Raw genomic sequence first — 22,780 nt, 5'->3', positions numbered from 1 at the left:
GCGAAGTACTCGATGCCGGTGGTGTTCTCGCGCGGGGTCCGGCACAGGACGCGTACGTCGTGGCCGGCCGCCCGCAGGAGGGGGACGACGTGCTTGCCGAGCGTGCCGGTGCCGCCGGTGACCAGGATGGGTGCGGTCATGGCTTCTTCTCCCCTGGGTGTGAGGACCGGGGGTGCCCCGGTCTCGTCAGCCGTTCTGGTGTTCTGCCTCCCTGACGGCTGGGGTGCGGAGAGTGTGACCGGCGTGCATCATCGAATTTCCGTTCGAGAGATCGGGGCCCTGTGCCGGCTCTGCCGGGGCGCGGAATTCAGGCGCTGGTACTGAGGCGCCAGGTCCTCGTCACGCGTGCCGGGAGGGTCAGCCCCGCTCTTCCTCCTCGGTCTCCATGCGGCGGATTCCCGCGTGGGTGAGGGTGACCATCGCGGGGGTGTTGCCCGGTTCCCAGTCGACGGTGATCAGCCCTTCGCCCGCCAGGTAGGTGCAGGCGGCGGCCAGATCCTCTTCAGGCACGTGGAGGTCGCGCCGGAGCTGTGCCCCGGTGATGCCGAGGAGGCGGTTGCCTTCGACGGCTTCGTACAGGACCCGGAGCACCTGTTCGCGGTAGGTCTTGCGTTCGCGCAGCGTGGCCATGACCGCGTCCTCTCGCGTGCGGGGTGGGCTCCGGGGCGGGGCTCTCAGGTCTCGTCGGAGTGGGCGCCGGCGCCGACGGGGGTCCTGCTGGCGGCCAGCCAGGACCTGGCGGGGCCGGCCGGTGCGGCGGTGTCCACGGTGAGGTGGAGGCGGGTGCCGCCGTCGAGGCCGGGATAGCTGCGCTGCTCCGTGCCGGCGAAGCAGCGGCGGAGCGTCTCCGCGACCGCTCGGGCGGCTTCGGGTGTGTGCGCGATGATCCGGACCTCGGTGTGCTTGAGCGACGGCGGCGTCTGGGTCTCGATGTACTTCACGTGGGCGTGTTCCCTTTCGGAGTGGGCGAGGAGCCGACGGGCGGGGGCGCCGTGGCGCCCCGCCCGCTGCCCCGGTCGGAGGAAGGTCTGTTCCTCACCGGTCGGCATCTCTGTGGTGGGCTCGACGACCGATGTCGTCCGGCTGACCGGGAGGCCTCGGGAGGGGGTTGCTGAAGTGGTAGGCCGCGATCCGTGCGTCGTGCTGGGCGTTGAGCAGGTGGATCAGGCGCATTCCGACGCCGGTCGCGAGGATGATCACTGCGATGAGGACGATGGTCTCCACGGAGCTCACCGCCAGCCGTTTCCGGGCAGCGGGAGGGCGGTTCGGTCCATCGACTCCCCGAAGGGGGACATACAGGCCCCGCCCTCGCCCTCCCAGGTGGCTTCCCGGCGCCGGGCGTCCCGGATGCCGCGCCCGACGGCGGCCTCGTTGGCCATCAGGACGCCTGCGGTGAGGACGCTGCCCGGGATCGCGGCGGCGGCCATCAAGCGGGCCGCAGCTGCGGGTGCGGTCTCGGGCGGGATGACGAGGAGGTCCCAGCGGCCGACGGTGTAGGAGAGCAGGATCAGCTTGTCGGGGTCCTGTTCGGTGAACCAGCCCACGTGCAGCGTGCGCCCGTCCACGGGAACCGTGTGCGGTACGACCTGCCAGCGGGTGGGGTTCACGGTGACGCGTGTGACGCGCCCCCAGGGTTCCTCCAGAGCCGCGGCGAGCGGCGGAAGCTCGACTGCGAGGTCGCGGGAACGGGGCCACCAGGCCCCGTCCAGCTGGCCGGCGAGGGTGGTCTTCGGGGTGAGGGACACGCGTGTCGGGAGCTCTGCGGCGAGGTCGCGGGGCGCGGTCCGGTCGAGGGTGGTGGTCATGGTGCGGACCTGCCCCCGGACTGCCCGTCGGCAGCCCGGTTTTGAGGCGATCGCCGGAAATGACACCCGCGTGAAAGCCGGTGTGCGAAGTACTCCCGGTGCTTTCATCGTACGCCTGTTCGGCCGACTCTGACCGGTATGACCAGGCATTTTCCGGCGGGCAGTGGAACGGGTGCGCTGTAGAGGGCGGCGGCACGGGCGGCGGGAGTACCGTGGAACGACGGCAGGCTCGCAAGGCTCCCCGGCCGCACCGGCATCGTCGCCGACCTGCGAAGAGGGACGGCCGAACCCCCGTAGACGGGCGGACCCACATGGCTGACTCCGGCTCCCCCCACAAGCCTCCACTGCTGCTGCCGGATGCGATCCACCGGGCGATCAAACCCGGTACGGCCCTGCTCCGGCTGGAGACCACGCGGTCCCGGGAGGGGCTCATGGACGGCGCGTGGTGGCCGCGCACGCGCGCGATCGAGACCGAGCTGCCCGCGCTGATCAGCGTGTTGACCGGGTACCTCGGACCGATCACCCGCGTGGGCATGGACGCATCGGCCTGGAACAGCCTCCCGCCCCGCCTGGTCATCGATGGCCGGGTCGTGCACCTCGACTCCGACCCGGTCGGCGACGACACCGTCCTCATCACCCGTGGCGACAACGACCACTTCGCCCTGCTGGTGGTTCCGCCAAACACCACCGCCGATGCAGCCCGCGAAGCGATGGCCCGGGCCGTCCGTGCCGACAACATCACCCAGGCCGCTCAGATCCTCGTCGCCGCCACACCCGAACCCGAGGGCGACGGCGCCGCCGACCCGGCAGCCCGACCCTGATGGCCACGGCGGCCATTGCGAGCAGGATGGTGATGCGTCGCTCCCTGCGCCGGGACCACGCCCACACAACGGCCCCGGCACATTCACACGCCGGGGCCGCCCTTCCGGGCCGCCGCACGTGAGAGTGCAGTAACCCATTTGTCATGCTACGCCTGGGGCTCGTCGCACGCAGAAGCCTCTATCGAATTGCGGTTCATTGGGGAGATGACCCCATTCGCTTATTTGTTACAACCGGAAACGCGCGCAGTCGGGTGATATGCAAAACGACGTTCAGGTCGCTCGGTGCCCGGCGCGAATCACCGTGCACGACGTGGAGTCAAGGAGCGTCCGACTGCCCTGGCCGTGGCAATCTGCATGTCAGCGCAAGGTTCTTGGAGCGGAGGTACGCCCCGTGGGTGTCACTGTCAATCCCACCGTCAGCAGGCGCCGACTGGGGTCGGAGCTACGTCGGCTCCGGGAGATCAGCGGTATGACGACGCAGCAGGTGGCGGCAAGCCTGCTGATCTCGCAGCCCAAGATCAGTCTGCTGGAGAACGGCCGCCGCCTCATCAAGCCGCGCGATGTGCGAGATCTCTGCGGGCTGTACGGAGTCCGGGATCAGCGGCGCGTTGACCATCTGATGCAGATGGCCAGGGAATCGGGTCAGCAGGGCTGGTGGAACGCCTACGACGACATCCCCTACGGGGCCTACATCGGCCTGGAGGCCGATGCCGCCGCGCTCCGAATCTACGAGCCTCTGGTGATCCCCGGCCTGCTGCAGACCCCCGCCTATGCGCGGGCGGTCATCGCAGGAACGATCCCTCACGCCACTGCCGAACAGGCCGCCACACGCCTCCAGGTGCGGATGCGCCGCCAGGACCGGCTGCGCGCCCCGGGCAACCCGCTGCGCTTATGGGTCGTGCTGGACGAATCGGCGCTGTGGCGCGTCGTGGGCGGCCGCGAGGTCATGCGCGACCAACTGGTCCATCTGACCCACCTCAGCGCCCGGCCGCACATCACCATGCAGGTTCTCCCTCACGATGTGGGTGCGCACCCGGGCGTCTCGGGACAGTTCTCGCTGCTCGAGTTCGCCGACGCCACCGATGGGAGCGTGGTGTATCTGGAGAGGTTCACCAGCGACCTCTATCTGGAGAAACGATCCGACGTGCGACGCTACAGCGACATGTACGCGCACTTGCAGGCCCAGGCGCTGAGCCCGGGCAGTACCCGGAATTTCATCGAGGAAGCCGTCGAGGCGTACGCGGGCACGGAGCTCAGGCCGGACGCCCGCACGCCGTCCCTGTCGAACGCTTGACCGTCTTCCGGTGCTGATCACTCGCGATTCCCACTGAGCCCCTGGACGACGTGTCCAGGGGCTCAGCCGCCGAACGGCGGATCAGGCGGGCCCCTCGGTGAGGGGAGGGTAGACGGTCACGCCTGCGATGGGCTAGTCCTGTCGGGTTGCCGTACCCCGCCGGGTCCTCTTCATGGCGAAGAAGGCCGAACCTCCGATGAATGCCAGCGCGGCGGCAGTGGCGGCCATGATGGCGGCCTCGCTGTCCGAGCCGGTCGCGGCGAGATCCGGCGAAGCCGCCTTCGGCTGCCGGTCGGTGGCGGCACTCACGTGGGTGAAGTTGACGCTCTTGGCGTCGTGGCCGGGACGGAACGGGCCCAGGGCGTCATCGAGGCCGCCCGGCAGGAAGTCGGCCCACGGGGGCTTGCCCTGGTCGGGGCCGTCCTGACCGTGGCCGGGCCTGCCGTGGTCGTTGTCGTCGTGACCGTGGCCGGGCCTGCCGTGGTCGTCGTCGCGACCGTGCTCGCCCTCGTCACCCTCGTCGTCGTGACCGTGACCGTGGTCGTGATCGCCCGAGTCACCCTTTTCGCCCTTGTCACCGCGAGGCCCCTTGGGTCCGGCGGGTCCGGTGGGTCCCGCGGGTCCGGTGGGTCCGGCAGGGCCGGCGGAACCAGTGGGTCCGGCAGGGCCGGCGGGTCCTGCGGGTCCGGCAGAACCGGTGGGTCCGGGTGCGCCGTCGGGGCCGGGGGCACCGGGAGCGCCTGGGCTGCCGGTCGGGCCAGGGGCGCCCGTCGGGCCGGGGGCGCCAGGGCTGCCGTCAGGGCCGGGGGCACCGGGAGCACCAGGGCTGCCCGTCGGGCCGGGGGCGCCCGTCGGGCCGGGGGCGCCAGGGCTGCCGTCAGGGCCGGGGGCACCGGGAGCACCAGGGCTGCCCGTCGGGCCGGGGGCGCCGGTCGGGCCGGGGGCGCCAGGGCTGCCGGTCGGGCCGGGGGCGCCGGTCGGGCCGGGCGAGCCGGTGGGGCCGGGCGAGCCGGTGGGGCCGGGCTCACCCGTCGGACCGGGCGACCCCGTCGGTCCGGGCGGCCCGGGAGGTCCGGAAGGTCCGGGAGGTCCGGGCGGGCCGGCGGCGCAGGTCGGCACCGTAATGGTGTTGTTGTCCATCGTGACCGCGGCCTCACGCGCCAGGGCGCGGCCTTCGATCACGGCGCTGTTGTTCAGCGTGATGGACTGCATGGCCAGGATGGTGCCCTTGAACTGGGTGGTCGTGCCGAGGGTGGCGGAGCTGCCCACCTGCCAGAACACGTTGCAGGCATTTGCTCCGTTGATGAAGGCCACGGAACTCGACGAAGCCGTGGTCAGGGTCGAGGGGATCCGGAAGATGAAGACGGAGTTGGGGTCGTTCTGGCCGTCGAGGGTGACCGTCCCGGTGAGTTGCAGGGACGGCGGGGACGCCGGGGCCGTGTAGACGCCGGGCGCCAGCGTCAGTCCGCCGATCTCGTCCGAAGCGAGAATGGTCCCGGGCCCCCGGCCTGCCGCGTCGTCGTAGGCGACGACGAGGTCGGACTTCGCCTGAGCGGCGGCGGCGTTGGGGGCTACGCGCGTCACTCCGTTGACGATGCCGGGCGGGAAGCCGGTCACGTCTGTGCCCGGATAGAGCCCCAGGTCGCCGTTGATGACGGTGTCGTTCGTGTTGGTGACCGTCGAACCGGCCAGGACCCCGTAACTGGCGGTGGTCCCCAGCAACACGGGGGCTTCTGCAGCGTGGGCGAGGCTTGAGGGCAGGGTGGCCGAGGCCGCCAGCAGCGCCGCCGGGAACATAGCGAGGGCTGTCCGTTTGAGCATATTGCGCTGAGGCCTTGTGTCGGGTGGACCCGACCGGATGACATTCAATGCCATAGCAGGACCTTTCTTGTTGCTTCGGGCTCAGTCCTCCTCCCGGAGGAGGATTCCGAGCGCCCGCGATGATGGCGGCTCCGGGCCGCAAGCCCCCTGCCCGCGCGCGCCGGCGCAGGCTCCCCTGAGCGGGGACCGAGAGCGACTCTCTGCCCGAGGTAGTGATACGCCGTCACGTGGGAGTAGTCACGCATATTTCCCTGCAATAGATCGTAAATCGGAAAAAATGGTCTATGTGAGTGAGGTGATGTCGGGAAGTCACACGTACCACCGCGCTTGCCGTGCCTGCCCGGTAGGCGGACTGCCGTGAGGTGGTCGTCCGGAGGCTGTCGCGGTGCTTCTGCCGGGGGCGGGGGCGCGCGTACTCAGTGGAGCGCGTCTCTTCCGGCGGGCTCGGCCTACGCGTCGCGCGCGACGACGGCACCGGGGGCTCCGGGCGCACGGCGGAGCCCGGGCGCAGTCCTCAGCGGTGTGCCGTCAATGTGCCCCGGCCGCCTGATGGGCGACTTCCGTCCAAGGCGGGGCAGCCCCCGCAGAGGCAGCCCCCGTGGAGGGCCGCCCGAGGTCCGCGAAAGGCCAGGTCGGGACCGGGTCAGGGCCAGACCAGGCAGTACGGCTGGTGCCCGGCTTCGTGGAGGCGGTTGGAGAAGTCCTGCCACTCGTGGAGCAGCTGGTAGACGTTGAACGCGTCGCGCGGGCCGCCGCGGTCCGGGACCGTGGACCAGATGAAGGCGGCCGCGCCCACCGATTCCTCGCCGATCCCGCGCAGCGGGTCGACGACCGTCATGGGGAGTTTCACCACGGCGTAGTCGGGGTGGAGGACGACCAGTTCCAGCGGGGGCACCTTGTGGAGGGGTATGCCCTCGATGCCGGTCAGGACCATCGCGGCCACCGTCTCCGGCTTGATCTTGGTGAACAGGCCGCCCATGCCGAGCTCGTCGCCGCCGAGCTCCTCCGGGCGCATCGTGACCGGGACCCGGGCGGCCGTCGCGCCGTCGGGGGCGCCGAAGTACTTGTACGTCACTCCCATGCCCCGACCCCTCGGCAGGCCGTCCAGCGGCTGCGTGGGCCCGGGCACCGCGTCGGCCGCCTCTGCGGCGCGGCGGTGCTTGCCCCGGCGGCGGGACTCGCGGGCGCGCTGCGGATCCAGGCCGTCCGTACCCTCGCCCGGTCCACCACCGCGTTGCATATCTCCACCCGACTGGTCTTGCCTGCCCCGGCTCCGCGGCCCCCGCCACGCAGCCTGATCATCATGGCAGTGACCTCCCCCGCGGCGGCGCGGTGAAACGCCCGTCCGCAAGTCTGTCGCGGCCTCTGAGACCATGGCTGGTGTGAGCTACCCGTACCCGTATGAAGCCCCAGTTTCGCAGACGCTCTTCGAGCGCGCTTCCCTCGTGACCCCCGGCGGCGTGAACTCTCCGGTGCGTGCCTTCCGTGCCGTGGGCGGTACGCCCCGGTTCATGGTGTCCGGCACCGGTCCGTACCTCACCGACGCCGACGGCCGTGAGTACGTCGACCTCGTGTGCTCGTGGGGGCCGATGATCCTCGGCCACTCCCACCCCGCCGTGATCGAGGCCGTCCAGGCAGCCGTTGCCCGCGGCACGTCCTTCGGCACGCCCGGCGAGGGCGAGGTCGCGCTCGCCGAGGAGATCGTCGCGCGCATCACACCCGTGGAGCAGGTGAGGCTCGTCTCCTCCGGGACGGAGGCCACCATGTCGGCGATCCGCCTGGCGCGCGGCTTCACGGGCCGCGCCAAGGTGGTGAAGTTCGCGGGTTGCTACCACGGCCACGTGGACGCGCTGCTGGCCGCCGCCGGTTCCGGGCTGGCGACCTTCGCCCTGCCCGACACCCCCGGGGTCACCGGCGCGCAGGCCGGGGACACGATCGTGCTCCCCTACAACGACATCGACGCGGTACGGGCGGCCTTCGCCGCGCACCCCGGCGAGATCGCCTGCGTGATCACCGAGGCCGCGCCCGGCAACATGGGCGTCGTGACTCCGGCGCCCGGGTTCAACCAGGGCCTCGCGGACGTGTGCCGGGAGAACGGCGCGCTGTACATCTCCGACGAGGTCATGACCGGTTTCCGGACCTCCCGCGCCGGCTGGTACGGCGTCGACGGGGTCGAGCCCGACCTGATGACCTTCGGCAAGGTCATGGGCGGCGGCTTCCCGGCCGCGGCGTTCGGCGGCCGCGCCGACGTCATGGGGCACCTCGCGCCCGCGGGCCCCGTCTACCAGGCCGGCACGCTCTCCGGTAACCCCATCGCCACCGCCGCCGGTCTCGCGCAGCTGCGCCTGCTCGACGAGGCGGCGTACGAGAAGGTCGACGCGGTGTCGGCCGAGATCCAGGGGCTGGTGACCGCGGCGCTGAGCAAGGAGGGCGTGGCGCACCGGCTGCAGACCGCGTCCAACATGTTCTCCGTCTTCTTCACCGAGGACGAGGTGCGCAACTACGACGACGCCAAGAAGCAGGAGAGCTTCCGCTTCAACGGCTTCTTCCACTCGATGCTGGCGCAGGGCGTTTACCTGCCGCCGTCGGCGTTCGAGTCCTGGTTCGTGTCCACCGCCCACGACGAGCGGGCGATCGAGCGCATCGCGGCGGCGCTGCCGGCCGCCGCCCGAGCGGCCGCGGAGGCCACCGCATGAGCAGCAGCGACACCCCCGACACCCCGGACATCACCGTCGTCCACCTGGTGCGGCACGGTGAGGTGCACAACCCGGACGGGGTCCTCTACGGGCGCCGGGAGGGCTACCACCTCTCCGAGCTGGGCCGGCAGATGGCCGACCGGGTCGCCGAGCACCTGGAGAACCGGGACATCGCCTACGTGGTGTCCTCCCCGCTGGAGCGGGCGCAGGAGACGGCTTCGCCGATCGCCAAGAGCCACGGCCTGGACCTGGCCACGGACCGGCGGCTGCTGGAGGCGGAGAACGTCTTCGAGGGCAAGACCTTCGGCGTCGGTGACGGGGCCCTGCGCAAGCCGGGCAACTGGAAGCACCTGACGAACCCGTTCAAGCCGTCCTGGGGCGAGCCGTACGTCGAGCAGGTCGTGCGGATGATGAGCGCGCTGGAGGCGGCGCGCGACGCGGCCCGCGGGCGCGAGGCGGTGGCGGTCAGCCACCAGCTGCCGATCTGGATCGTGCGCAGCTTCGCGGAGAAGCGCCGGCTGTGGCACGACCCGCGGCGCCGCCAGTGCACGCTGGCCTCGCTGACGTCGTTCACGTACCAGGGCGACAAGCTGGTGTCGGTGGGCTACAGCGAACCGGCCCGGGACCTGGTCCCGGCGCACCTGCTGGCCGGGGCGAAGCCGGTGAAGGGGAAGTCCAAGGCCTTCGGCGCCTGATCCACATTCTGTGACGATCTGTTACAGGTTTGCCTAAATAAATACAAGACGCGCGGGAATCACCGTGTCAGCGCACAAGCTCAGGCTAATTGTCCGTTTATATAACGAACATGGGTCTTTGGTCTGGCGGAGTCTGACGACGGGACGGTGACATGCGCGACTTCACTCGAAGGGGAGTGCTCGGGCTCGGACTGGGTGCCGCGGCCGCGGGCATCGCGGGCTGCGGCGGCGGATCCGGCCCGGGCAAGCCCGGCCCGCTGGGCCCCGCCGCGTCCGGCGCGCCCCCTGCCAAGGCCATCGGCGACGGCTCCACCGCCGACACCGGCCCGCAGCCCCACCAGCCGGACAAGCCCGTGCCCCTCCAGCCGGGCGAGACCCCGCCGCAGTTCGTCGTCTTCAGCTGGGACGGCGCGGGAGAGGTCGGCAACGGCCTCTTCCCGCGCTTCCTCAAGCTCGCCAAGGACCACGGCGCGGCCATGACCTTCTTCCTCTCCGGCATCTACCTCCTGCCCGAGTCGAAGCGGAGCCTCTACCTGCCGCCGAACAACCCCGCCGGGGCCTCGGACATCGGCTACCTCAAGGACGAGAACATCCGCGCCACCCTCAAGTGCGTCCGTGAGGCCTGGCTCGACGGCCACGAGATAGGCACCCACTTCAACGGCCACTTCTGCGGCGGTGCCGGATCCGTCGGCAAGTGGACGCCGGCCGACTGGGAGAGCGAGATCGACCAGGCCGTGTCCTTCGTCACCAACTGGCGCACGCACACCGGTTTCACCGACCTCGACCCGCTGCCCTTCGACTACCGCAAGGAGCTGACCGGCGCCCGCACCCCCTGCCTCCTGGGCCGGGACAACCTGCTGCCGACGGCCCAGAACCTGGGCTGGCGCTACGACTCCAGCTCGCCCGGCGGCCTCCAGGTCTGGCCGGTGCGCAGGTCGGGCGTCTGGGACCTGCCGCTCCAGTCCCTGCCCTTCCCCGGGCACTCCTTCGAGGTGCTGAGCATGGACTACAACATCCTCGCGAACCAGTCGAAGAACACCACGAAGGGGGTGCCCGCCAACTACCCGGCCTGGCGCACCCAGGCCACGGCCACCTACCTCGGCGGCTTCCGGCGGGCCTACGAGACCAACCGCGCGCCGCTCTTCATCGGCAACCACTTCGAGGAATGGAACGGCGGCATCTACATGGACGCCGTCGAGGAAGCCCTCAAGGGCATGGCGGACAAAAGGGATGTACGGCTCGTATCCTTCCGGCAGTTCACGGACTGGCTGGACGTCCAGGACCCCGCGGTACTGACCAAACTCCGCGCCCTCGGGCCCGGCCGGCCGCCGACCGGTGGCTGGGCCACGTACCTGGCCGCGCCGTGACCGGGGCCTGACCAGGACCTTCACACCCCTCCGGGGGGTGCGGTAAATCCGCAAATTGCCCATGCGAAACTTTTCACATGAGCCTTAGCCGCGCCCGTGTCCGCCGTAGTAGCTGCCGCTCGACCCGCGGCCGCGCCGTCCTGCTGACCGCGGTGACCGTCGCGGGCGCCATGACGCTGACGTCCTGCATCGGTTCGGACGGCGACAAGCCCTCCGGCAGCGCCGGCGGAAACTACGTGACGGGCCCCAGCGGCATCTCGACCGTCGCCCGCGGGGAGCGCACCGACGCCCCCAAGCTCGACGGCGAGACGGTCGACGGCAAGACCCTCGACACCACCACCCTCAAGGGCAAGGTCGTCGTCCTCAACGTGTGGGGCTCCTGGTGCCCGCCGTGCCGCGGCGAGGCCAAGTACTTCGCGCAGGTGTCCAAGGAGCTGGCCGACGCGGGTGAGGCCGTGGCCTTCGTCGGGATCAACACCCGCGACAACACCAAGCAGAACGCCATCGCCTTCGAAGAGAACTACGGGATCACCTACCCGAGCCTCTTCGACCCGGACGGCAAACTGATGCTCCGCTTCCCCAAGGGCTCGCTCAACCCGAACGCCATCCCCTCCACGCTCGTCCTCGACAAGGAGGGCAAGATCGCCGCGCGCGTCACGGCCCCGATCAACGACGAGCAGCTGCGCTCGATGATCGACCCCCTCCTCGCGGAGAAGTGACCTCGTGGTCACCGCGGCCTCCGGGCTCCTCCTCGCCGCCGAACAGACCGGCGTGAACACGACCGTCCTCAACGGCGCCCTGCTGCTGGCCCTGCCCATCTCCGTGCTCGCCGGACTGGTCTCCTTCCTCTCGCCCTGCGTGCTCCCGCTCGTCCCCGGCTACCTCTCCTACGTGACCGGCATCAGCGGCGCCGACCTCGCCGAGGCGCGGCGCGGCCGGATGCTGGCGGGCGCGAGCCTGTTCATCGCCGGCTTCACCGCCGTGTTCGTGTCCACGGGCGCGCTCTTCGGCTACTTCGGAGAGAACCTCCGCGAGAACATGGAGATCATCTCCCGGGTCCTGGGCGGGTTGGTGATCGTCATGGGTCTCTTCTTCATGGGGGCGATCCCGGGTCTGACGATGCGGGAGTTCCGCTTCCACAAGAAACCGGCGGCGGGCCTCGTCGGAGCGCCCCTGCTCGGCGTCCTCTTCGGCGTCGGCTGGACCCCCTGCATGGGGCCGACTCTCGCCGCCGTCACCACCCTCTCCCTCGACCAGGCGAGCGCGGGCCGGGGTGCGTTGCTGACCGTCGCCTACTGCCTCGGCCTGGGCCTGCCCTTCATCCTCGCCGCGATCGCCTTCCGCAAGGCGCTCGGCGCATTCGGCTGGGTGAAGAAGCACTATGCATGGGTGATGCGCATCGGTGGCGGCATGCTGATCCTCACCGGACTCCTGCTCGTCACAGGAATGTGGAACAGCATCGTCACGGACATGCAGAGCTGGACCCAAGGCTTCACGGTGGGGATCTGAGGACTAAACGGACATGAGTACGACAGACAAGGCGCCCACCGAGGCGCCGCACCGATCCGAGGGTCCCGCCGGGCAGGAGCACGGGCGCGAGCACGAGCCCGCCCTCGGCGAGGCCGGCGCCCAGCTCTCGACCGCCCCGCTGGAGGACAGCCCGACCGCGCCCGTCGGCATCGGCGTGATCGGCTGGGCCCGCTGGTTCTGGCGCCAGCTCACCTCCATGCGGGTGGCGCTGATCCTGCTCTTCCTGCTCTCGCTGGGCTCCATCCCCGGCTCCCTCATCCCGCAGACCCAGGTCGACGCGATGAAGGTCGAGGACTGGAAGCGCAACAACGAGTTCTGGGTCCCGGTCGCCGAGAAGCTCCAGCTCTTCGACGTCTACAGCTCGGTGTGGTTCTCCGCGATCTACATCCTGCTGTTCGTGTCGCTGATCGGCTGCATCGTGCCGCGCACCTGGCAGTTCGTCGGCCAGCTCAGCGGCCGCCCGCCCGGCGCCCCCAAGCGGCTGGACCGGCTGCCCGCGTACACGACGTGGCGTACGGAGAAGTCCCCCGAGGACGTGCTCGCGCACGCCGGCACGCTCCTGCGCGGGCGGCGCTTCCGCACCGAGCCGGGCACGGGCGCCGTGGCCGCCGAGAAGGGCTACCTGCGCGAGGCCGGGAACCTGGCCTTCCACATCGCCCTGATCGTGCTCCTGGTGGCCTTCGCCACCGGACAGCTCTTCAAGTCCGAGGGCGGCAAGCTCGTCCTGCGCGGCAAGGGCTTCGCGAACACGCTCACCCAGTACGACGACTTCAAGTCCGGCAGCCTCTTCGACTCCGACGACCTGCCGCCCTTCTCCTTCACGCTCGACCGGTTCGACGCGGAGTACGAGAAGACCGGCCCGCAGAAGGGCACCGCGCGCGAGTTCAAGGCGCACGTCACCTACAGCGAGGGCGCGGACGGCGCGCCCAAGAAGGCGGAGATCGAGGTCAACCGGCCCCTCCAGGTCGACGGCGCCAAGGTCTACCTGCTCGGCCACGGCTACGCGCCGGTCATCTCGGTGACCGACCCCAGCGGCAAGGTGGTCTACAAGGACACCGTGCCGATGCTGCCCTTCGACAACAACCTCAGCTCCTCGGGCGCCGTCAAGGTGACGGACGGCTACCGCAACGCGAGCGGGGAGAAGGAGCAGCTCGGCTTCAACGCCATGTTCGTGCCGACCTTCGCGGGCGAGGGCAAGGGCACGATGCTCTCGCAGTTCCCGGCGCTGGAGTTCCCCGTCCTCGCGCTGAGCGCCTACCACGGCAGCCTGGGCGTGGACTCGGGTCTGCCGCAGAACGTGTACCAGCTGAACACCTCCAAGATGAAGGAGTTCAAGGACGCCGACGGCGCGCTCTTCAAGCAGAAGCTGCTGCCCGGCGAGTCGATGACGCTGCCGGACGGCGCGGGCACGGTGAAGTTCGAGGGCATCGAGCGGTGGGCCACCTTCCAGGTGTCCCAGCAGCCCGGCAACACCCTCGCGCTCGTGGGGGCGGTCGCCGCCATCGGCGGACTGGCCGCGTCCCTGTTCATCCGGCGCCGCCGGATCTGGGTCCGCGCCGTGCCCGGCAAGGACGGCGTGACCGTCGTCGAGATGGCGGGCCTCGGCCGCAGCGAGTCCGCCAGGCTCCCCGAGGAGCTGGCGGTGCTCGCCGCCGCCCTGCACGAGCAGGCGCCCTCGGCGCCCCAACCAGTCGAAGCTGAAGAAGTCGAAGCCGAAGAAGGAGAGCGCGGATGACGCCGCTCGCAGCCGCAGCCAACGAGAACCTGGCTGAGATCAGCAATGTCCTGATCTATTCGTCGATGGCGGTCTACACGCTCGCCTTCCTCGCGCACATCGCCGAGTGGGTCTTCGGCAGCCGCAGCAAGGTGGGCCGTACGGCCGCCGCGCTGACCGGCGGCGGCGCCTCCGCCGGCGCGCCCGCCGTGCAGGTGCGCACGCAGGGAGGCGGCACCGCCGTCCTCGACAAGCCCAGGGTCGTGACCCGCTCCGCCGCCGGCACCCGCGACGTCCCGGACGGCCCGGGCGCCGCCGGCGGCACCGTCAAGGGCGACCTGTACGGGCGGATCGCGATCTCGCTGACCGCGCTCGGCTTCCTCATCGAGGCGGGCGGCGTCGTCGCCCGCGCGATGTCGGTGCAGCGGGCCCCCTGGGGCAACATGTACGAGTTCTCGATCACCTTCTCGACGGTGGCCGTGGGCGCGTACCTGGCCCTGCTGGCCCTGAAGAAGAACGTCCGCTGGCTCGGCCTGATCCTCGTCACCAGCGTCCTGCTGGACCTGGGCATCGCCGTCAAGGTGCTGTACACCGCCAGTGACCAGCTGGTCCCGGCCCTGGACTCGTACTGGCTGTACATCCACGTCTCCACCGCGATCTTCTGCGGCGCGGTCTTCTACATCGGCGCGGCCGCCACGGTGCTGTACCTGTTCCGGGACGCGTACGAGAACCACCTGGAGCTCGGCCGCACACCGGGCCGGCTGCGCACCTCGGTCATGGAGCGGCTGCCCTCCGCGGCCTCGCTCGACAAGTTCGCGTACCGGATCAACGCCGCCGTCTTCCCGCTGTGGACCTTCACGATCATCGCGGGCGCGATCTGGGCGGGCGACGCCTGGGGCCGCTACTGGGGCTGGGACCCCAAGGAGGTCTGGTCCTTCGTGACGTGGGTGGCGTACGCCGCCTACCTGCACGCCCGCGCCACCGCCGGGTGGAAGGGCCGCAAGGCCGCGTACCTCGCGCTCTTCGCCTTCGCCTGCTGGATCTGGAACTACTACGGCGTGAACATGGTCCTCAACGGACTGCACTCCTACTCGGGCGTCTGACCCGCGGGAGTGGGACGCTGGTGGCATGTCTCCTGTGAGCCATGCCACCAGCGAGAGCCGCGGCGAGGGCCGCTGGTCGCTCCGCTTCGAAGTGCACCTGCCGCACGCCGACGACGAGGTGTGGCCCGCCCTGACCACGCCGGAGGGCCTGCGCGGCTGGCTGGCCGCCGCCGACGTCCTGGAACGCAGGCTCGGCGGGGCGGTCACGCTGCGCTGGCTGAACGACGGTCCGGCCGTCTCGGGGCACGTCACCGCCTGGGACGTCGAGCGGGTCGTGGAGTACACGGTCGCCGAGCACGGGCGGATCCGCTTCCACCTGGAGCGGGTGGGAACCGACTCCACGGTGATCCGCTTCCTCAACGAACGCGGCGGCCCGGACTCCGAGCGCCTGGACTGCCTCGCCGCCTGGCACGCGCACTTCGAACTGCTGGAGTCCGCGCTGGCCGGGCACCCGGTGGACTGGGCCGCCTGGACGGCCACCCGCTGGGCGGAGCTACGGGCCTCCTACGCGGCCTTCTCCAAGACGTAGCCGCGGGCGTCGGCGCATGCTGCTGCCTGCTGCCTGCTGCCTGCTGCCTGCTGCCTGCTGCCTGCTGCCTGCTGCCTGCTGCCTGCTGCCTGCTGCCTGCTGCCTGCCGCCTCCGCCTGCCGCGCGCCTGGGGCCGCAGTCACCAGACCGGGCGCAGCGGGGGCAGTGGGCCCTCCCCGCCCAGGGCCCGTACGACGCGGCCGAGCTCGCCGCGCAGCACGCCGAGGTCCGCGGAGCGGCCGAGTTCGGCCTCCAGCTCGTGCAGGATCCGCCCCGCGTCGGCGAGGTGGGCCTCGGCCGCGCCGGTCAGCACCACCAGCTTGCGGCGGCCGCCCTCGGGGTGCGGCTCGCGGCGGACGTAGCCGCGCTTCTCCAGGTCGTCGACGATCTGCCCGGCGGCCTGCTTGGTCACCCCCAGCCGTTCGGCGAGCTCGACGGCCGTGGCGCCGGTGCCCTTGAGGGCCTGGAAGGCCATGCCGTGCACGGGGCGCAGGCCGGTGTGTCCGGCCTCGGCCAGCCGGCGGGTGAACTCGCCCAGCATCAGCTGGAAGCCCAGGCCGAGCTGGAAGATCAGCTCGATGCGGTCCTCGTCTTCGTATCGGGTCACGGAAACATGGTGACACGCTCAAGACAAGCTGCTTTACTCATTCCTGCGAGTAAAGCAGCTTGTCTCATATTCACGTTCCACCGGCACCGAAGACGAGGACCCCGCCGTGCATGTGATCACCACGACCCCCGAGCACCTCACCGTTTCCCCGGGCGCCGCCACCATGACCGGCCTCGCCGCCCCCAGCCGGGGCAGCTCCGAGCTCAGCACCTGGCACGTGGCCATGACCGCCGGCTCCACCGGCCCCGCCCACTCCATCAGCCGCGAGCAGGTCTGGATGCTCGTCGCCGGTTCGCTGGAGATCACCTGGGAGGGCGGCCGCACCGAGACGGTCGCCGCCGGCCAGACCCTGGTCCTGCCCCCGGACGGGGTGCGCCGGGTGCACGCCCCCGAGGACGCGGAGGCCTACGTCGCCATGCGCGCGGACGGGGTGGCCTCCGTCCCGGACACCGAGGGCACCCGCGTCCTGCCCTGGGCGCAGTGAACCGGCCTGATCGACGAGACGCCCCCGAGGCCCTGTCCACCCGGACAGGGCCTCGGGCTATTCGTTGCCCTTGTCCTTGCCCTTGTCGTCCTGTTCGTCCTTCAGGGACTTCAGGAACTCCGGGTTGTCGTCGGGTGCCACCCACTGCGGGCGGCGCGCCCGGCCGCCGCCGCCGACGCGTCCGCCGGGACCGGCCACGGCGCGCGTCTTGCCCGCGAACAGCCAGACCACCGGACCGACGATCGAGAAGAGCAGGATGATGATCACCCAGACCACTTTGGGAAGGTGTTTCACCTCTTCTTCAGGGGTGTTCAGACAGTCGATGAAGGCATAGATGGTCAGCCCGATGATCAGCAGGAACGGCAGATAGCGCAGCACGGTGCGGAACCGACTCCCAGGCAGTGGCGGCGGCCCGCAAGGGGCCCGGTGACTGTTCCAGCGTAGTTGGTGACGGATACTGACCCCTATGGCTTACGACGATCTCCGCTCGCTGCTCCGGGCTCTGGAGCGGGAGGGCGACCTCAAGCGCATCAAGGCCGAAGTCGATCCGTATCTGGAGATCGGCGAGATCGTGGACCGGGTGAACAAGGCGGGCGGCCCGGCCCTCCTCTTCGAGAACGTCAAGGGCTCGGCGATGCCGCTGGCCATGAACGTCTTCGGGACCGACCGCCGCCTGCTGAAGGCCCTCGGCCTCAAGTCGTACGGCGAGATCAGCGAGAAGATCGGCGGCCTGCTGAAGCCCGAGCTGCCGCAGGGCTTCGTCGGCGTCCGCGAGGCCTTCGGCAAGCTCGGCTCGATGGTCCACGTGCCGCCGAAGAAGATCAAGGGCGACGCCCCCGTCCAGGAGGTCGTCCTCACCGGCGACGACGTGGACCTCGACCAGCTGCCGGCCCTCTTCACCTGGCCCAAGGACGGCGGCTCCTTCTTCAACCTCGGCCTGACCCACACCAAGCACCCCGAGACCGGCGTCCGCAACCTCGGGCTCTACCGCCTCCAGCGCCACGACAAGCGCACCATCGGCATGCACTGGCAGATCCACAAGGACAGCCGCAACCACTACGCGGTCGCCGCCAAGCGCGGCGAGCGGCTGCCCGTCGCCATCGCCTTCGGCTGCCCGCCCGCGGTGACGTACGCGTCCACCGCGCCGCTGCCGGGCGACATCGACGAGTACCTCTTCGCCGGGTTCGTCGCGGGCAAGCGGATCGAGATGGTCGACTGCAAGACCGTCCCGCTCCAGGTCCCGGCCAACGCCGAGGTCGTGATCGAGGGCTGGCTGGAGCCCGGCGAGATGCTCCCGGAGGGTCCCTTCGGCGACCACACGGGCTTCTACACCCCGCAGGAGCCCTTCCCCGCGCTGAAGATCGACTGCGTGACCATGCGCAAGCGCCCGCTGCTCCAGTCGATCGTCGTCGGCCGGCCGCCGACGGAGGACGGTCCGCTGGGCCGCGCGACGGAACGCTTCTTCCTGCCCCTGCTGAAGATCATCGTCCCGGACATCGTGGACTACCACCTGCCCGAGTCGGGCGGCTTCCACAACTGCGCGATCGTCTCGATCGACAAGAAGTACCCCAAGCACGCGCAGAAGGTCATGCACGCCGTCTGGGGCGCGCACATGATGTCGCTGACCAAGCTGATCATCGTGGTGGACTCCGACTGCGACGTCCACGACCTGCACGAGGTCTCCTGGCGCGCCCTGGGGAACACGGACTACTCCCGGGACCTGACGATCGTCGAAGGCCCCGTCGACCACCTCGACCACTCCTCGTACCAGCAGTTCTGGGGCGGCAAGGCGGGCATCGACGCCACGAAGAAGCTCCCCGAGGAGGGCTACACCCGCGACGGCGGCTGGCCCGACATGGTCGAGTCCGACCCGGCGACCGCGGCCCTCGTCGACCGCCGCTGGAAGGAGTACGGCCTGTGAGCCCGATCGCCATGGCCGGCCCGGCCCTCTTCCTCGGCGGCGAGACGTACGTGGCCCTCGTACGCCCGGAGCTCGACCCGGCCGACCCCGGCGTCCGGCGGGCCGCCGAGGAGGCGGGCGTCTCCCCCGAGGAGTTCGCCGGCCCCGGCAACGTCTGGGCGCTGATGCTGGACTGGGCGGACGACGCGCAGGGCGAAGGCGGCGGCTTCGAGCTGCCGGGTCTGCGCGACGCCGAGGCGGAGGACTTCGCGGAGCGGCTGCGGGCCTCCCTCGCCGCCGGCGGGCGGTTCACCGTCGAGGCCGGCGCCGTCCTGCGGCTCGACGCCCGCCCGGTCGGCGAGGACTACGCGTTCACGGCCCGGATCACCCCGCCCGAGGGTGACGCCGAGGCCTTCCTGATCCTGGAGACGGACCCGGTGCCCCTCGCCACCCTGCTGGCCGACCTTGAGCAGTTCCGCGAGAGCCTGGCGTGACCCCCACCGCCGCCGCCGTGTTCCCGTCGCAGCCGCCGCTCGGTGGCGAGGTCCCCGTGGCCGACCGGCCGGCCCACCTCGAACCATCCCGGAGGGAACCCGCATGATGACCACCGCCGACGGAGTGGTGGGGCCCGGGCCCGCGCCGCAGGCGAGTGGGAAGGTCAAGGCCTTCCTGCGGCTCGTGATGATCGAGCACTCGGTCTTCGCGCTGCCCTTCGCCTACATCGCCGCGCTCACCGCCATGTTCCAGCTCGACCGGACCGTGCACTGGGGCAAGCTGCTCCTCGTCACCGTCTGCATGGTCGGGCTGCGGACCTTCGCGATGGCCGCGAACCGGATCATCGACCGCGAGATCGACTCCCGCAATCCCCGGACGGCCGGCCGCGAGCTGGTCACCGGCGCGGTGTCGGTGCGCTCCGCCTGGACCGGGGCGGGGATCGCACTTGTCTTCTTCCTCGGCTCGGCGGCGCTGCTCAACCCGCTCTGCCTGATGCTGGCGCCGCTCGCGGTGGTCCCGATGGTGGTGTACCCGTACGGCAAGCGGTTCACGAACTTCCCGCACGCCATCCTCGGCCTGGCCCAGGCGATCGGCCCGGTCGGGGCCTGGCTGGCGGTGACCGGCGAGTGGTCCTGGGACGCGGTGATCCTCGGCCTCGCCGTCGGCGTGTGGATCGGCGGCTTCGACCTGATCTTCGGCTCCCAGGACGTGGCCGCGGACCGCGCGGAGGGCGTCAAGTCCGTCCCGGCCCGCTTCGGCGTCCCGGCCGCCCTCTGGGGCGCCCGCGCCGCGCACGTCGCGACCACGGCCCTGCTGGTCTGCTACGCCCTCGCCACGGATGCGGGGATGTTCTTCTGGGCGGGCCTGCTGATCGTCGTGTGCGCCTTCTTCTACGAGCACAGCATCGTGACGCCGCACGACCTGTCCCGCCTGAACCGCGCCTTCTTCACGGTCAACGGCTTCATCGGGATTGCCCTCTTCGTGTGCGCTCTTCTCGATCTCGCGGTGCGGGGCCTGACCTTTTAACTGGCGTGCGGCCTACCATCGAGTGCATGGACAGGGAGGCCGACGTGACCGTCTCGGAGAGCGACCGCCTGCACTCACAGCTCAGCCGGTTCGAGGACATGTTCCCGGGCTACCGGATGGAGATTGTCGAGGGCGCCATCGTGATGAGTCCGCTGAAGCCGCACCACAACGAGACCATCTGGGCTTTGTGGAGTGCGCTGAAGCCCCAGATGTCCGCCGCATGGGGCTTCCTGAGCGATGTGGCGATCCCCTTCGACGGTGACAACGAGTTCTGCCCCGATCTCGCGGTGATCCCGGCGGCCGAGGTTTCGAAGAACCTCAGCGCCTACCCGCCCGACCTCGTCGAGTTCGCGATCGAGGTCGTCTCCCCGAGCAGCGTCCGCAACGGCTACGAGGTCAAGGACCGTGCCTACGCCCGGCGGGGCATCCCGAACTACCTGATCTTCGACCCGTACAAGGCCCAGTGCACGACCCTGTGGAACCCCGGGCCGGACGGCTACCGGGGCCGGGACGTGATCCCGTACGGCGACACGGTCGTAGTGGAGACCGGCCTCGGCAAGCTGACGGTCGACACCTCGGCCCTGCCCGTGGACCCCTCGGCCGTCAGCTGAGCGCCTGGGCCGGGCGGCGCGGGAGGGCCGCGGCCGTCGCCGCGCCCGCGAGGAGGCCGAAGAGGTGGCCCTGCCAGCTGACGCCCGAGTCGGTCGGCAGGATCCCGAGGAAGAACGAGCCGCCCCAGACGGCGGCGATGACCACGCCCACCACGACGCCCAGCGGCCGCCGCTCGACGAAGCCGCGCACCAGCAGGTAGCCGAACAGGCCGAAGACCAGGCCCGAGGCGCCGGCCGTGATGGTGTGGGACGGGGAGACCAGCCACACGCCGAGCCCGTCCGCGAGGACGACGGCGGTGCAGACGACCAGGAACCGGCGTATGCCGCTGAGGGCGGCCACGAAACCGAGGACCAGCAGCGGGACGCTGTTGGCCGCCACGTGGTCGAAGCCGAAGTGGAGGAAGGGGGCCAGCGGTATCCCGGTGAGGCCGTCCGCCTCGCGGGGGACGATCCCGTACCCGTCGAGCGTGTGCCCGGTGGCGAGATCGATCGCCTCGATCAGCCACAGCAGGGCCACCCAGCCCAGCATCAGCTTTCCGGCCGCCTTCGCCCGATCGGTCTGTGTCCAGCTCTGGTCCGTCGCCGTGCTCATCTCGCCCCCACGTGGCCCTCGTAGCGCTCCACCCCGAGAACGTCCGGCCACCTTACCGAGTGCCCGCCGGCGGTGGCCGGATAGTCTCGGAGGTATGACTGAGCGCAAGCGCACCCCGTGGGTGGTCGGGGTTTCCGGGGCGTCCGGGACGCCGTACGCGGCGGCGGTGATCCGCGGGCTGCTGGCGGCGGGGGAGAGTGTGGACCTGGTGGTCAGCCGGGCCTCGCGGCTCACCCTGCTGGACGAGACCGGGATCGCCTTCCGCGACGCGCACTGGCGGGACGACCTGACGGAGTGGCTGGCCCGCGGAGCCGACGGCAAGCCGGGGACCTTCGAGACGCCCGCGGGCGATGTCCGGTACTGGGGGGCCGGGGATCTGGCGGCGGGCCCGAGTTCGGGCTCGTACCCCGTCAAGGGGATGCTCATCGTGCCCGCGTCCACGGCCTGCGTGGCCGGGGTGGCGCTCGGGCTGTCGAAGGACCTGCTCCAGCGCGTGGCGAGCGTGACGCTCAAGGAGCGGCGCAAGCTGGTGGTGGCCGTGCGGGAGACCCCGCTGAACGGGCAGACGCTGAGGCACCTGGTGGCGCTGGACGAGGCGGGCGCGATCGTGCTGCCCGCCTCTCCGGCGTTCTACGCGGGCGCGACGCACATCCAGGATCTTGTGGACTTCGTCGCGGGGCGGGTGCTGGACGCGGCAGGGGTGCCGCACCAGCTGTACCGCCGCTGGGACGGAGAGCTCGGTGGAGCGATGCGGGAGGGCGGGCCCGAGGGCCCTCGCCCTCCCGAGGGGGCAAGGGGCGGTGACTAGGCCTTCTTGCGCGACAGCGGCTTGCGGGTCTTGTCCACGCGGTGCGCGGCGGCGGGCTGGTGAGCACGGGATCGGTTGGCCAGCTCCTGGAGCTGTCGCATGTGCGCGTAGGCCATCTCGATCGTGTACACGGTGAACCACTCCTGAAGATCGTCATTGATCTGTTGAAAAGATTCACAGGGTGTTGACCCTGTGTGCCTTAGATTCTATACCTAGACTTGCAGGATCGCCGAATAATGGAAGGCTCCACGTAAATGGACACGGTGGACAGGCAGCTCATCCAGGCACTCCGGGAGAACGGCCGTGCCTCGTACGCGGAACTGGGCCGTCTCGTGGGCCTCTCCGGCCCCAGCGTCACCGACCGGATCAACCGTCTGGAGACGGCCGGCGTCATCACCGGCTACCGCGCGACCGTGAACGCGGCCTCGCTCGGCCTCGGCGTCACGGCGCTGATCGGCATCTCCCTCTCCGACGCGGCGGACCACGAGGACGTGGCCCGGCGGCTGCGCGACCTCGCGGAGATCGAGGACTGCTGGTTCATCGCCGGCGACGACTCCTTCATGCTCAAGGTCCGCGCCAGTGACGTGGACGGGCTGGAGAAGATCATCCGCAAGCTCTCGGGCACCAAGGGCGTCTCGCGCACCCGCACCACGATCGTGCTCTCCACGAAGTGGGAGAACCGGGTCGGGGAACTGCCCGAGGAGGGCTGAGAGTACGGTTGGTCGGGTCGCAGGCAGCAGGACCGTGCTGCGGGACACGAAGACACAGAGGAAGGCGGGCCACCGGTATGGACGCTGGGCTGAAGCGCGAGCTGGAGGAGAAGGTCCGTTCCGGTGAGCGGCTGACGCGTGAGGACGGTGTCGCCCTCTACGAGTCGGATGA

28 protein-coding genes are annotated in these 22,780 nt (G+C 70.5%); 17 read left to right on the top strand and 11 right to left on the bottom strand.

Annotated elements, in window-relative coordinates; translation table 11 throughout:
* The 5 genes from AB0D94_RS35295 to AB0D94_RS35275 all read right to left on the bottom strand — a co-directional run.
* On the bottom strand, positions 1 to 140 hold a 140-nt coding region (locus tag AB0D94_RS35295; protein ID WP_362061113.1), incomplete at its 3' end, for an NmrA family NAD(P)-binding protein.
* A gap of 217 nt (positions 141 to 357) precedes the next feature.
* Positions 358 to 630, bottom strand: coding sequence for a hypothetical protein (locus AB0D94_RS35290; RefSeq protein WP_362061106.1), 273 nt, complete (start codon positions 628 to 630; stop codon positions 358 to 360).
* A gap of 44 nt (positions 631 to 674) precedes the next feature.
* Positions 675 to 941 (bottom strand): hypothetical protein, encoded by a 267-nt coding sequence (locus AB0D94_RS35285; RefSeq protein WP_362061103.1) that lies wholly within the window; start codon positions 939 to 941, stop codon positions 675 to 677.
* Between the two features lie 94 nt (positions 942 to 1,035).
* A complete protein-coding gene (locus AB0D94_RS35280) occupies positions 1,036 to 1,224 on the bottom strand; it encodes a hypothetical protein (RefSeq protein WP_362061100.1) in 189 nt (62 codons plus the stop codon).
* A gap of 5 nt (positions 1,225 to 1,229) precedes the next feature.
* A complete protein-coding gene (locus AB0D94_RS35275) occupies positions 1,230 to 1,805 on the bottom strand; it encodes a DUF5994 family protein (RefSeq protein ID WP_362061097.1) in 576 nt (191 codons plus the stop codon).
* A gap of 311 nt (positions 1,806 to 2,116) precedes the next feature.
* Between AB0D94_RS35275 and AB0D94_RS35270 the strand changes: the two genes are divergently transcribed.
* Together AB0D94_RS35270 and AB0D94_RS35265 are read left to right on the top strand one after the other, a co-directional pair.
* Positions 2,117 to 2,626: a DUF5994 family protein gene (locus AB0D94_RS35270; RefSeq protein WP_362061094.1), complete on the top strand. Its 510-nt coding sequence runs from the start codon at positions 2,117 to 2,119 to the stop codon at positions 2,624 to 2,626.
* A 391-nt stretch (positions 2,627 to 3,017) separates the two neighbouring features.
* Positions 3,018 to 3,920: a helix-turn-helix transcriptional regulator gene (locus AB0D94_RS35265; RefSeq protein WP_362061091.1), complete on the top strand. Its 903-nt coding sequence runs from the start codon at positions 3,018 to 3,020 to the stop codon at positions 3,918 to 3,920.
* Between the two features lie 132 nt (positions 3,921 to 4,052).
* On the opposite strand, the gene AB0D94_RS35260 is transcribed toward AB0D94_RS35265, so the two are convergent.
* Complete coding sequence (locus tag AB0D94_RS35260; RefSeq protein ID WP_362061088.1) at positions 4,053 to 5,741, bottom strand: ice-binding family protein; 1,689 nt, start codon at positions 5,739 to 5,741, stop codon at positions 4,053 to 4,055.
* Positions 5,742 to 6,384: 643 nt separating this feature from the next.
* Positions 6,385 to 6,822 (bottom strand): hypothetical protein, encoded by a 438-nt coding sequence (locus tag AB0D94_RS35255; RefSeq protein WP_031145102.1) that lies wholly within the window; start codon positions 6,820 to 6,822, stop codon positions 6,385 to 6,387.
* A 292-nt stretch (positions 6,823 to 7,114) separates the two neighbouring features.
* Here AB0D94_RS35255 and hemL point away from each other — a divergent pair, with 292 nt between their 5' ends.
* The 8 genes from hemL to AB0D94_RS35215 all read left to right on the top strand — a co-directional run bounded on the left by hemL (position 7,115) and on the right by AB0D94_RS35215 (position 15,375).
* The gene (hemL, locus tag AB0D94_RS35250) at positions 7,115 to 8,437 is read left to right on the top strand and encodes a glutamate-1-semialdehyde 2,1-aminomutase (protein WP_362061085.1); all 1,323 of its coding nucleotides are present in this window, start codon (positions 7,115 to 7,117) and stop codon (positions 8,435 to 8,437) included.
* Positions 8,434 to 9,132: a histidine phosphatase family protein gene (locus tag AB0D94_RS35245; protein WP_362061082.1), complete on the top strand. Its 699-nt coding sequence runs from the start codon at positions 8,434 to 8,436 to the stop codon at positions 9,130 to 9,132. Before hemL ends, AB0D94_RS35245 begins: the two co-directional genes overlap by 4 nt.
* 152 nt (positions 9,133 to 9,284) lie before the next feature.
* The gene (locus AB0D94_RS35240; protein ID WP_362061079.1) at positions 9,285 to 10,499 is read left to right on the top strand and encodes a hypothetical protein; all 1,215 of its coding nucleotides are present in this window, start codon (positions 9,285 to 9,287) and stop codon (positions 10,497 to 10,499) included.
* Between the two features lie 77 nt (positions 10,500 to 10,576).
* Positions 10,577 to 11,218: a TlpA disulfide reductase family protein gene (locus AB0D94_RS35235; protein WP_362061076.1), complete on the top strand. Its 642-nt coding sequence runs from the start codon at positions 10,577 to 10,579 to the stop codon at positions 11,216 to 11,218.
* 4 nt (positions 11,219 to 11,222) lie between these two features.
* Positions 11,223 to 12,008: a cytochrome c biogenesis protein CcdA gene (locus AB0D94_RS35230; RefSeq protein ID WP_362061073.1), complete on the top strand. Its 786-nt coding sequence runs from the start codon at positions 11,223 to 11,225 to the stop codon at positions 12,006 to 12,008.
* Positions 12,009 to 12,021: 13 nt separating this feature from the next.
* Positions 12,022 to 13,764: a cytochrome c biogenesis protein ResB gene (locus AB0D94_RS35225; RefSeq protein ID WP_362061069.1), complete on the top strand. Its 1,743-nt coding sequence runs from the start codon at positions 12,022 to 12,024 to the stop codon at positions 13,762 to 13,764.
* Complete coding sequence (gene ccsB / locus AB0D94_RS35220) at positions 13,761 to 14,846, top strand: c-type cytochrome biogenesis protein CcsB (protein WP_362061065.1); 1,086 nt, start codon at positions 13,761 to 13,763, stop codon at positions 14,844 to 14,846. Before AB0D94_RS35225 ends, ccsB begins: the two co-directional genes overlap by 4 nt.
* Positions 14,847 to 14,871: 25 nt before the next feature.
* Positions 14,872 to 15,375 carry an SRPBCC domain-containing protein gene (locus tag AB0D94_RS35215; RefSeq protein ID WP_362061062.1) on the top strand — a complete coding sequence of 168 codons (504 nt, stop codon included), beginning with the start codon at positions 14,872 to 14,874 and terminating at the stop codon, positions 15,373 to 15,375.
* A gap of 139 nt (positions 15,376 to 15,514) precedes the next feature.
* Here AB0D94_RS35215 and AB0D94_RS35210 read toward each other — a convergent pair whose 3' ends face one another.
* On the bottom strand, positions 15,515 to 15,916 hold the full coding sequence (locus AB0D94_RS35210) for a MarR family transcriptional regulator (RefSeq protein WP_362061109.1): 402 nt from the start codon (positions 15,914 to 15,916) through the stop codon (positions 15,515 to 15,517).
* Positions 15,917 to 16,088: 172 nt separating this feature from the next.
* On the opposite strand from AB0D94_RS35210, the gene AB0D94_RS35205 reads away from it, so the two are divergent.
* Entirely contained in the window at positions 16,089 to 16,466 is a 378-nt protein-coding gene (locus tag AB0D94_RS35205; protein ID WP_362061059.1) for a cupin domain-containing protein, read from the top strand.
* Between the two features lie 57 nt (positions 16,467 to 16,523).
* Here AB0D94_RS35205 and AB0D94_RS35200 read toward each other — a convergent pair whose 3' ends face one another.
* A complete protein-coding gene (locus AB0D94_RS35200; RefSeq protein ID WP_362061056.1) occupies positions 16,524 to 16,844 on the bottom strand; it encodes a PLD nuclease N-terminal domain-containing protein in 321 nt (106 codons plus the stop codon).
* A gap of 88 nt (positions 16,845 to 16,932) precedes the next feature.
* On the opposite strand from AB0D94_RS35200, the gene AB0D94_RS35195 reads away from it, so the two are divergent.
* From AB0D94_RS35195 to AB0D94_RS35180, 4 genes are all read left to right on the top strand, one after another.
* Positions 16,933 to 18,387, top strand: a complete 1,455-nt coding sequence (locus AB0D94_RS35195) for a menaquinone biosynthesis decarboxylase (RefSeq protein ID WP_362061053.1) — start codon at positions 16,933 to 16,935, stop codon at positions 18,385 to 18,387.
* The gene (locus tag AB0D94_RS35190) at positions 18,384 to 18,860 is read left to right on the top strand and encodes a hypothetical protein (RefSeq protein WP_362061050.1); all 477 of its coding nucleotides are present in this window, start codon (positions 18,384 to 18,386) and stop codon (positions 18,858 to 18,860) included. Before AB0D94_RS35195 ends, AB0D94_RS35190 begins: the two co-directional genes overlap by 4 nt.
* A gap of 103 nt (positions 18,861 to 18,963) precedes the next feature.
* A complete protein-coding gene (mqnP, locus tag AB0D94_RS35185) occupies positions 18,964 to 19,887 on the top strand; it encodes a menaquinone biosynthesis prenyltransferase MqnP (protein WP_362061047.1) in 924 nt (307 codons plus the stop codon).
* A gap of 26 nt (positions 19,888 to 19,913) precedes the next feature.
* Entirely contained in the window at positions 19,914 to 20,498 is a 585-nt protein-coding gene (locus tag AB0D94_RS35180) for a Uma2 family endonuclease (protein ID WP_362061044.1), read from the top strand.
* On the opposite strand, the gene AB0D94_RS35175 is transcribed toward AB0D94_RS35180, so the two are convergent.
* Positions 20,491 to 21,090 carry a rhomboid family intramembrane serine protease gene (locus tag AB0D94_RS35175; protein WP_362061041.1) on the bottom strand — a complete coding sequence of 200 codons (600 nt, stop codon included), beginning with the start codon at positions 21,088 to 21,090 and terminating at the stop codon, positions 20,491 to 20,493. The genes AB0D94_RS35180 and AB0D94_RS35175 overlap by 8 nt on opposite strands.
* 94 nt (positions 21,091 to 21,184) lie before the next feature.
* Here AB0D94_RS35175 and AB0D94_RS35170 point away from each other — a divergent pair, with 94 nt between their 5' ends.
* Positions 21,185 to 21,898 (top strand): UbiX family flavin prenyltransferase, encoded by a 714-nt coding sequence (locus tag AB0D94_RS35170; RefSeq protein ID WP_362061038.1) that lies wholly within the window; start codon positions 21,185 to 21,187, stop codon positions 21,896 to 21,898.
* Here the strand turns inward: AB0D94_RS35170 and AB0D94_RS35165 are convergent.
* On the bottom strand, positions 21,895 to 22,029 hold the full coding sequence (locus AB0D94_RS35165; protein WP_362061116.1) for a hypothetical protein: 135 nt from the start codon (positions 22,027 to 22,029) through the stop codon (positions 21,895 to 21,897). The two genes, AB0D94_RS35170 and AB0D94_RS35165, sit on opposite strands and share 4 nt — an antisense overlap.
* 123 nt (positions 22,030 to 22,152) lie before the next feature.
* Here AB0D94_RS35165 and AB0D94_RS35160 point away from each other — a divergent pair, with 123 nt between their 5' ends.
* On the top strand, positions 22,153 to 22,608 hold the full coding sequence (locus AB0D94_RS35160) for an Lrp/AsnC family transcriptional regulator (protein WP_362061035.1): 456 nt from the start codon (positions 22,153 to 22,155) through the stop codon (positions 22,606 to 22,608).
* Positions 22,609 to 22,780 lie beyond the last annotated feature (172 nt).

The sequence above is a fragment of the Streptomyces sp. NPDC048255 genome (genome assembly GCF_040652415.1).
Lineage (GTDB): Bacteria > Actinomycetota > Actinomycetes > Streptomycetales > Streptomycetaceae > Streptomyces.
This window is presented reverse-complemented; position numbering and strand designations above follow the sequence as displayed.

Coding starts and splice junctions, on each gene's coding strand:
- AB0D94_RS35290 (WP_362061106.1), bottom strand. CDS start 630: ATGGCCACGCTGCGCGAACGCAAGACCTACCGCGAACAGGTGCTCCGG.
- AB0D94_RS35275 (WP_362061097.1), bottom strand. CDS start 1,805: ATGACCACCACCCTCGACCGGACCGCGCCCCGCGACCTCGCCGCAGAG.
- AB0D94_RS35270 (WP_362061094.1), top strand. CDS start 2,117: ATGGCTGACTCCGGCTCCCCCCACAAGCCTCCACTGCTGCTGCCGGAT.
- AB0D94_RS35260 (WP_362061088.1), bottom strand. CDS start 5,741: ATGCTCAAACGGACAGCCCTCGCTATGTTCCCGGCGGCGCTGCTGGCG.
- AB0D94_RS35255 (WP_031145102.1), bottom strand. CDS start 6,822: ATGGGAGTGACGTACAAGTACTTCGGCGCCCCCGACGGCGCGACGGCC.
- hemL (WP_362061085.1), top strand. CDS start 7,115: ATGGCTGGTGTGAGCTACCCGTACCCGTATGAAGCCCCAGTTTCGCAG.
- AB0D94_RS35245 (WP_362061082.1), top strand. CDS start 8,434: ATGAGCAGCAGCGACACCCCCGACACCCCGGACATCACCGTCGTCCAC.
- AB0D94_RS35240 (WP_362061079.1), top strand. CDS start 9,285: ATGCGCGACTTCACTCGAAGGGGAGTGCTCGGGCTCGGACTGGGTGCC.
- AB0D94_RS35235 (WP_362061076.1), top strand. CDS start 10,577: ATGAGCCTTAGCCGCGCCCGTGTCCGCCGTAGTAGCTGCCGCTCGACC.
- AB0D94_RS35225 (WP_362061069.1), top strand. CDS start 12,022: ATGAGTACGACAGACAAGGCGCCCACCGAGGCGCCGCACCGATCCGAG.
- ccsB (WP_362061065.1), top strand. CDS start 13,761: ATGACGCCGCTCGCAGCCGCAGCCAACGAGAACCTGGCTGAGATCAGC.
- AB0D94_RS35215 (WP_362061062.1), top strand. CDS start 14,872: ATGTCTCCTGTGAGCCATGCCACCAGCGAGAGCCGCGGCGAGGGCCGC.
- AB0D94_RS35210 (WP_362061109.1), bottom strand. CDS start 15,916: ATGCTGGGCGAGTTCACCCGCCGGCTGGCCGAGGCCGGACACACCGGC.
- AB0D94_RS35195 (WP_362061053.1), top strand. CDS start 16,933: ATGGCTTACGACGATCTCCGCTCGCTGCTCCGGGCTCTGGAGCGGGAG.
- mqnP (WP_362061047.1), top strand. CDS start 18,964: ATGATGACCACCGCCGACGGAGTGGTGGGGCCCGGGCCCGCGCCGCAG.
- AB0D94_RS35180 (WP_362061044.1), top strand. CDS start 19,914: ATGGACAGGGAGGCCGACGTGACCGTCTCGGAGAGCGACCGCCTGCAC.
- AB0D94_RS35175 (WP_362061041.1), bottom strand. CDS start 21,090: ATGAGCACGGCGACGGACCAGAGCTGGACACAGACCGATCGGGCGAAG.
- AB0D94_RS35170 (WP_362061038.1), top strand. CDS start 21,185: ATGACTGAGCGCAAGCGCACCCCGTGGGTGGTCGGGGTTTCCGGGGCG.
- AB0D94_RS35160 (WP_362061035.1), top strand. CDS start 22,153: ATGGACACGGTGGACAGGCAGCTCATCCAGGCACTCCGGGAGAACGGC.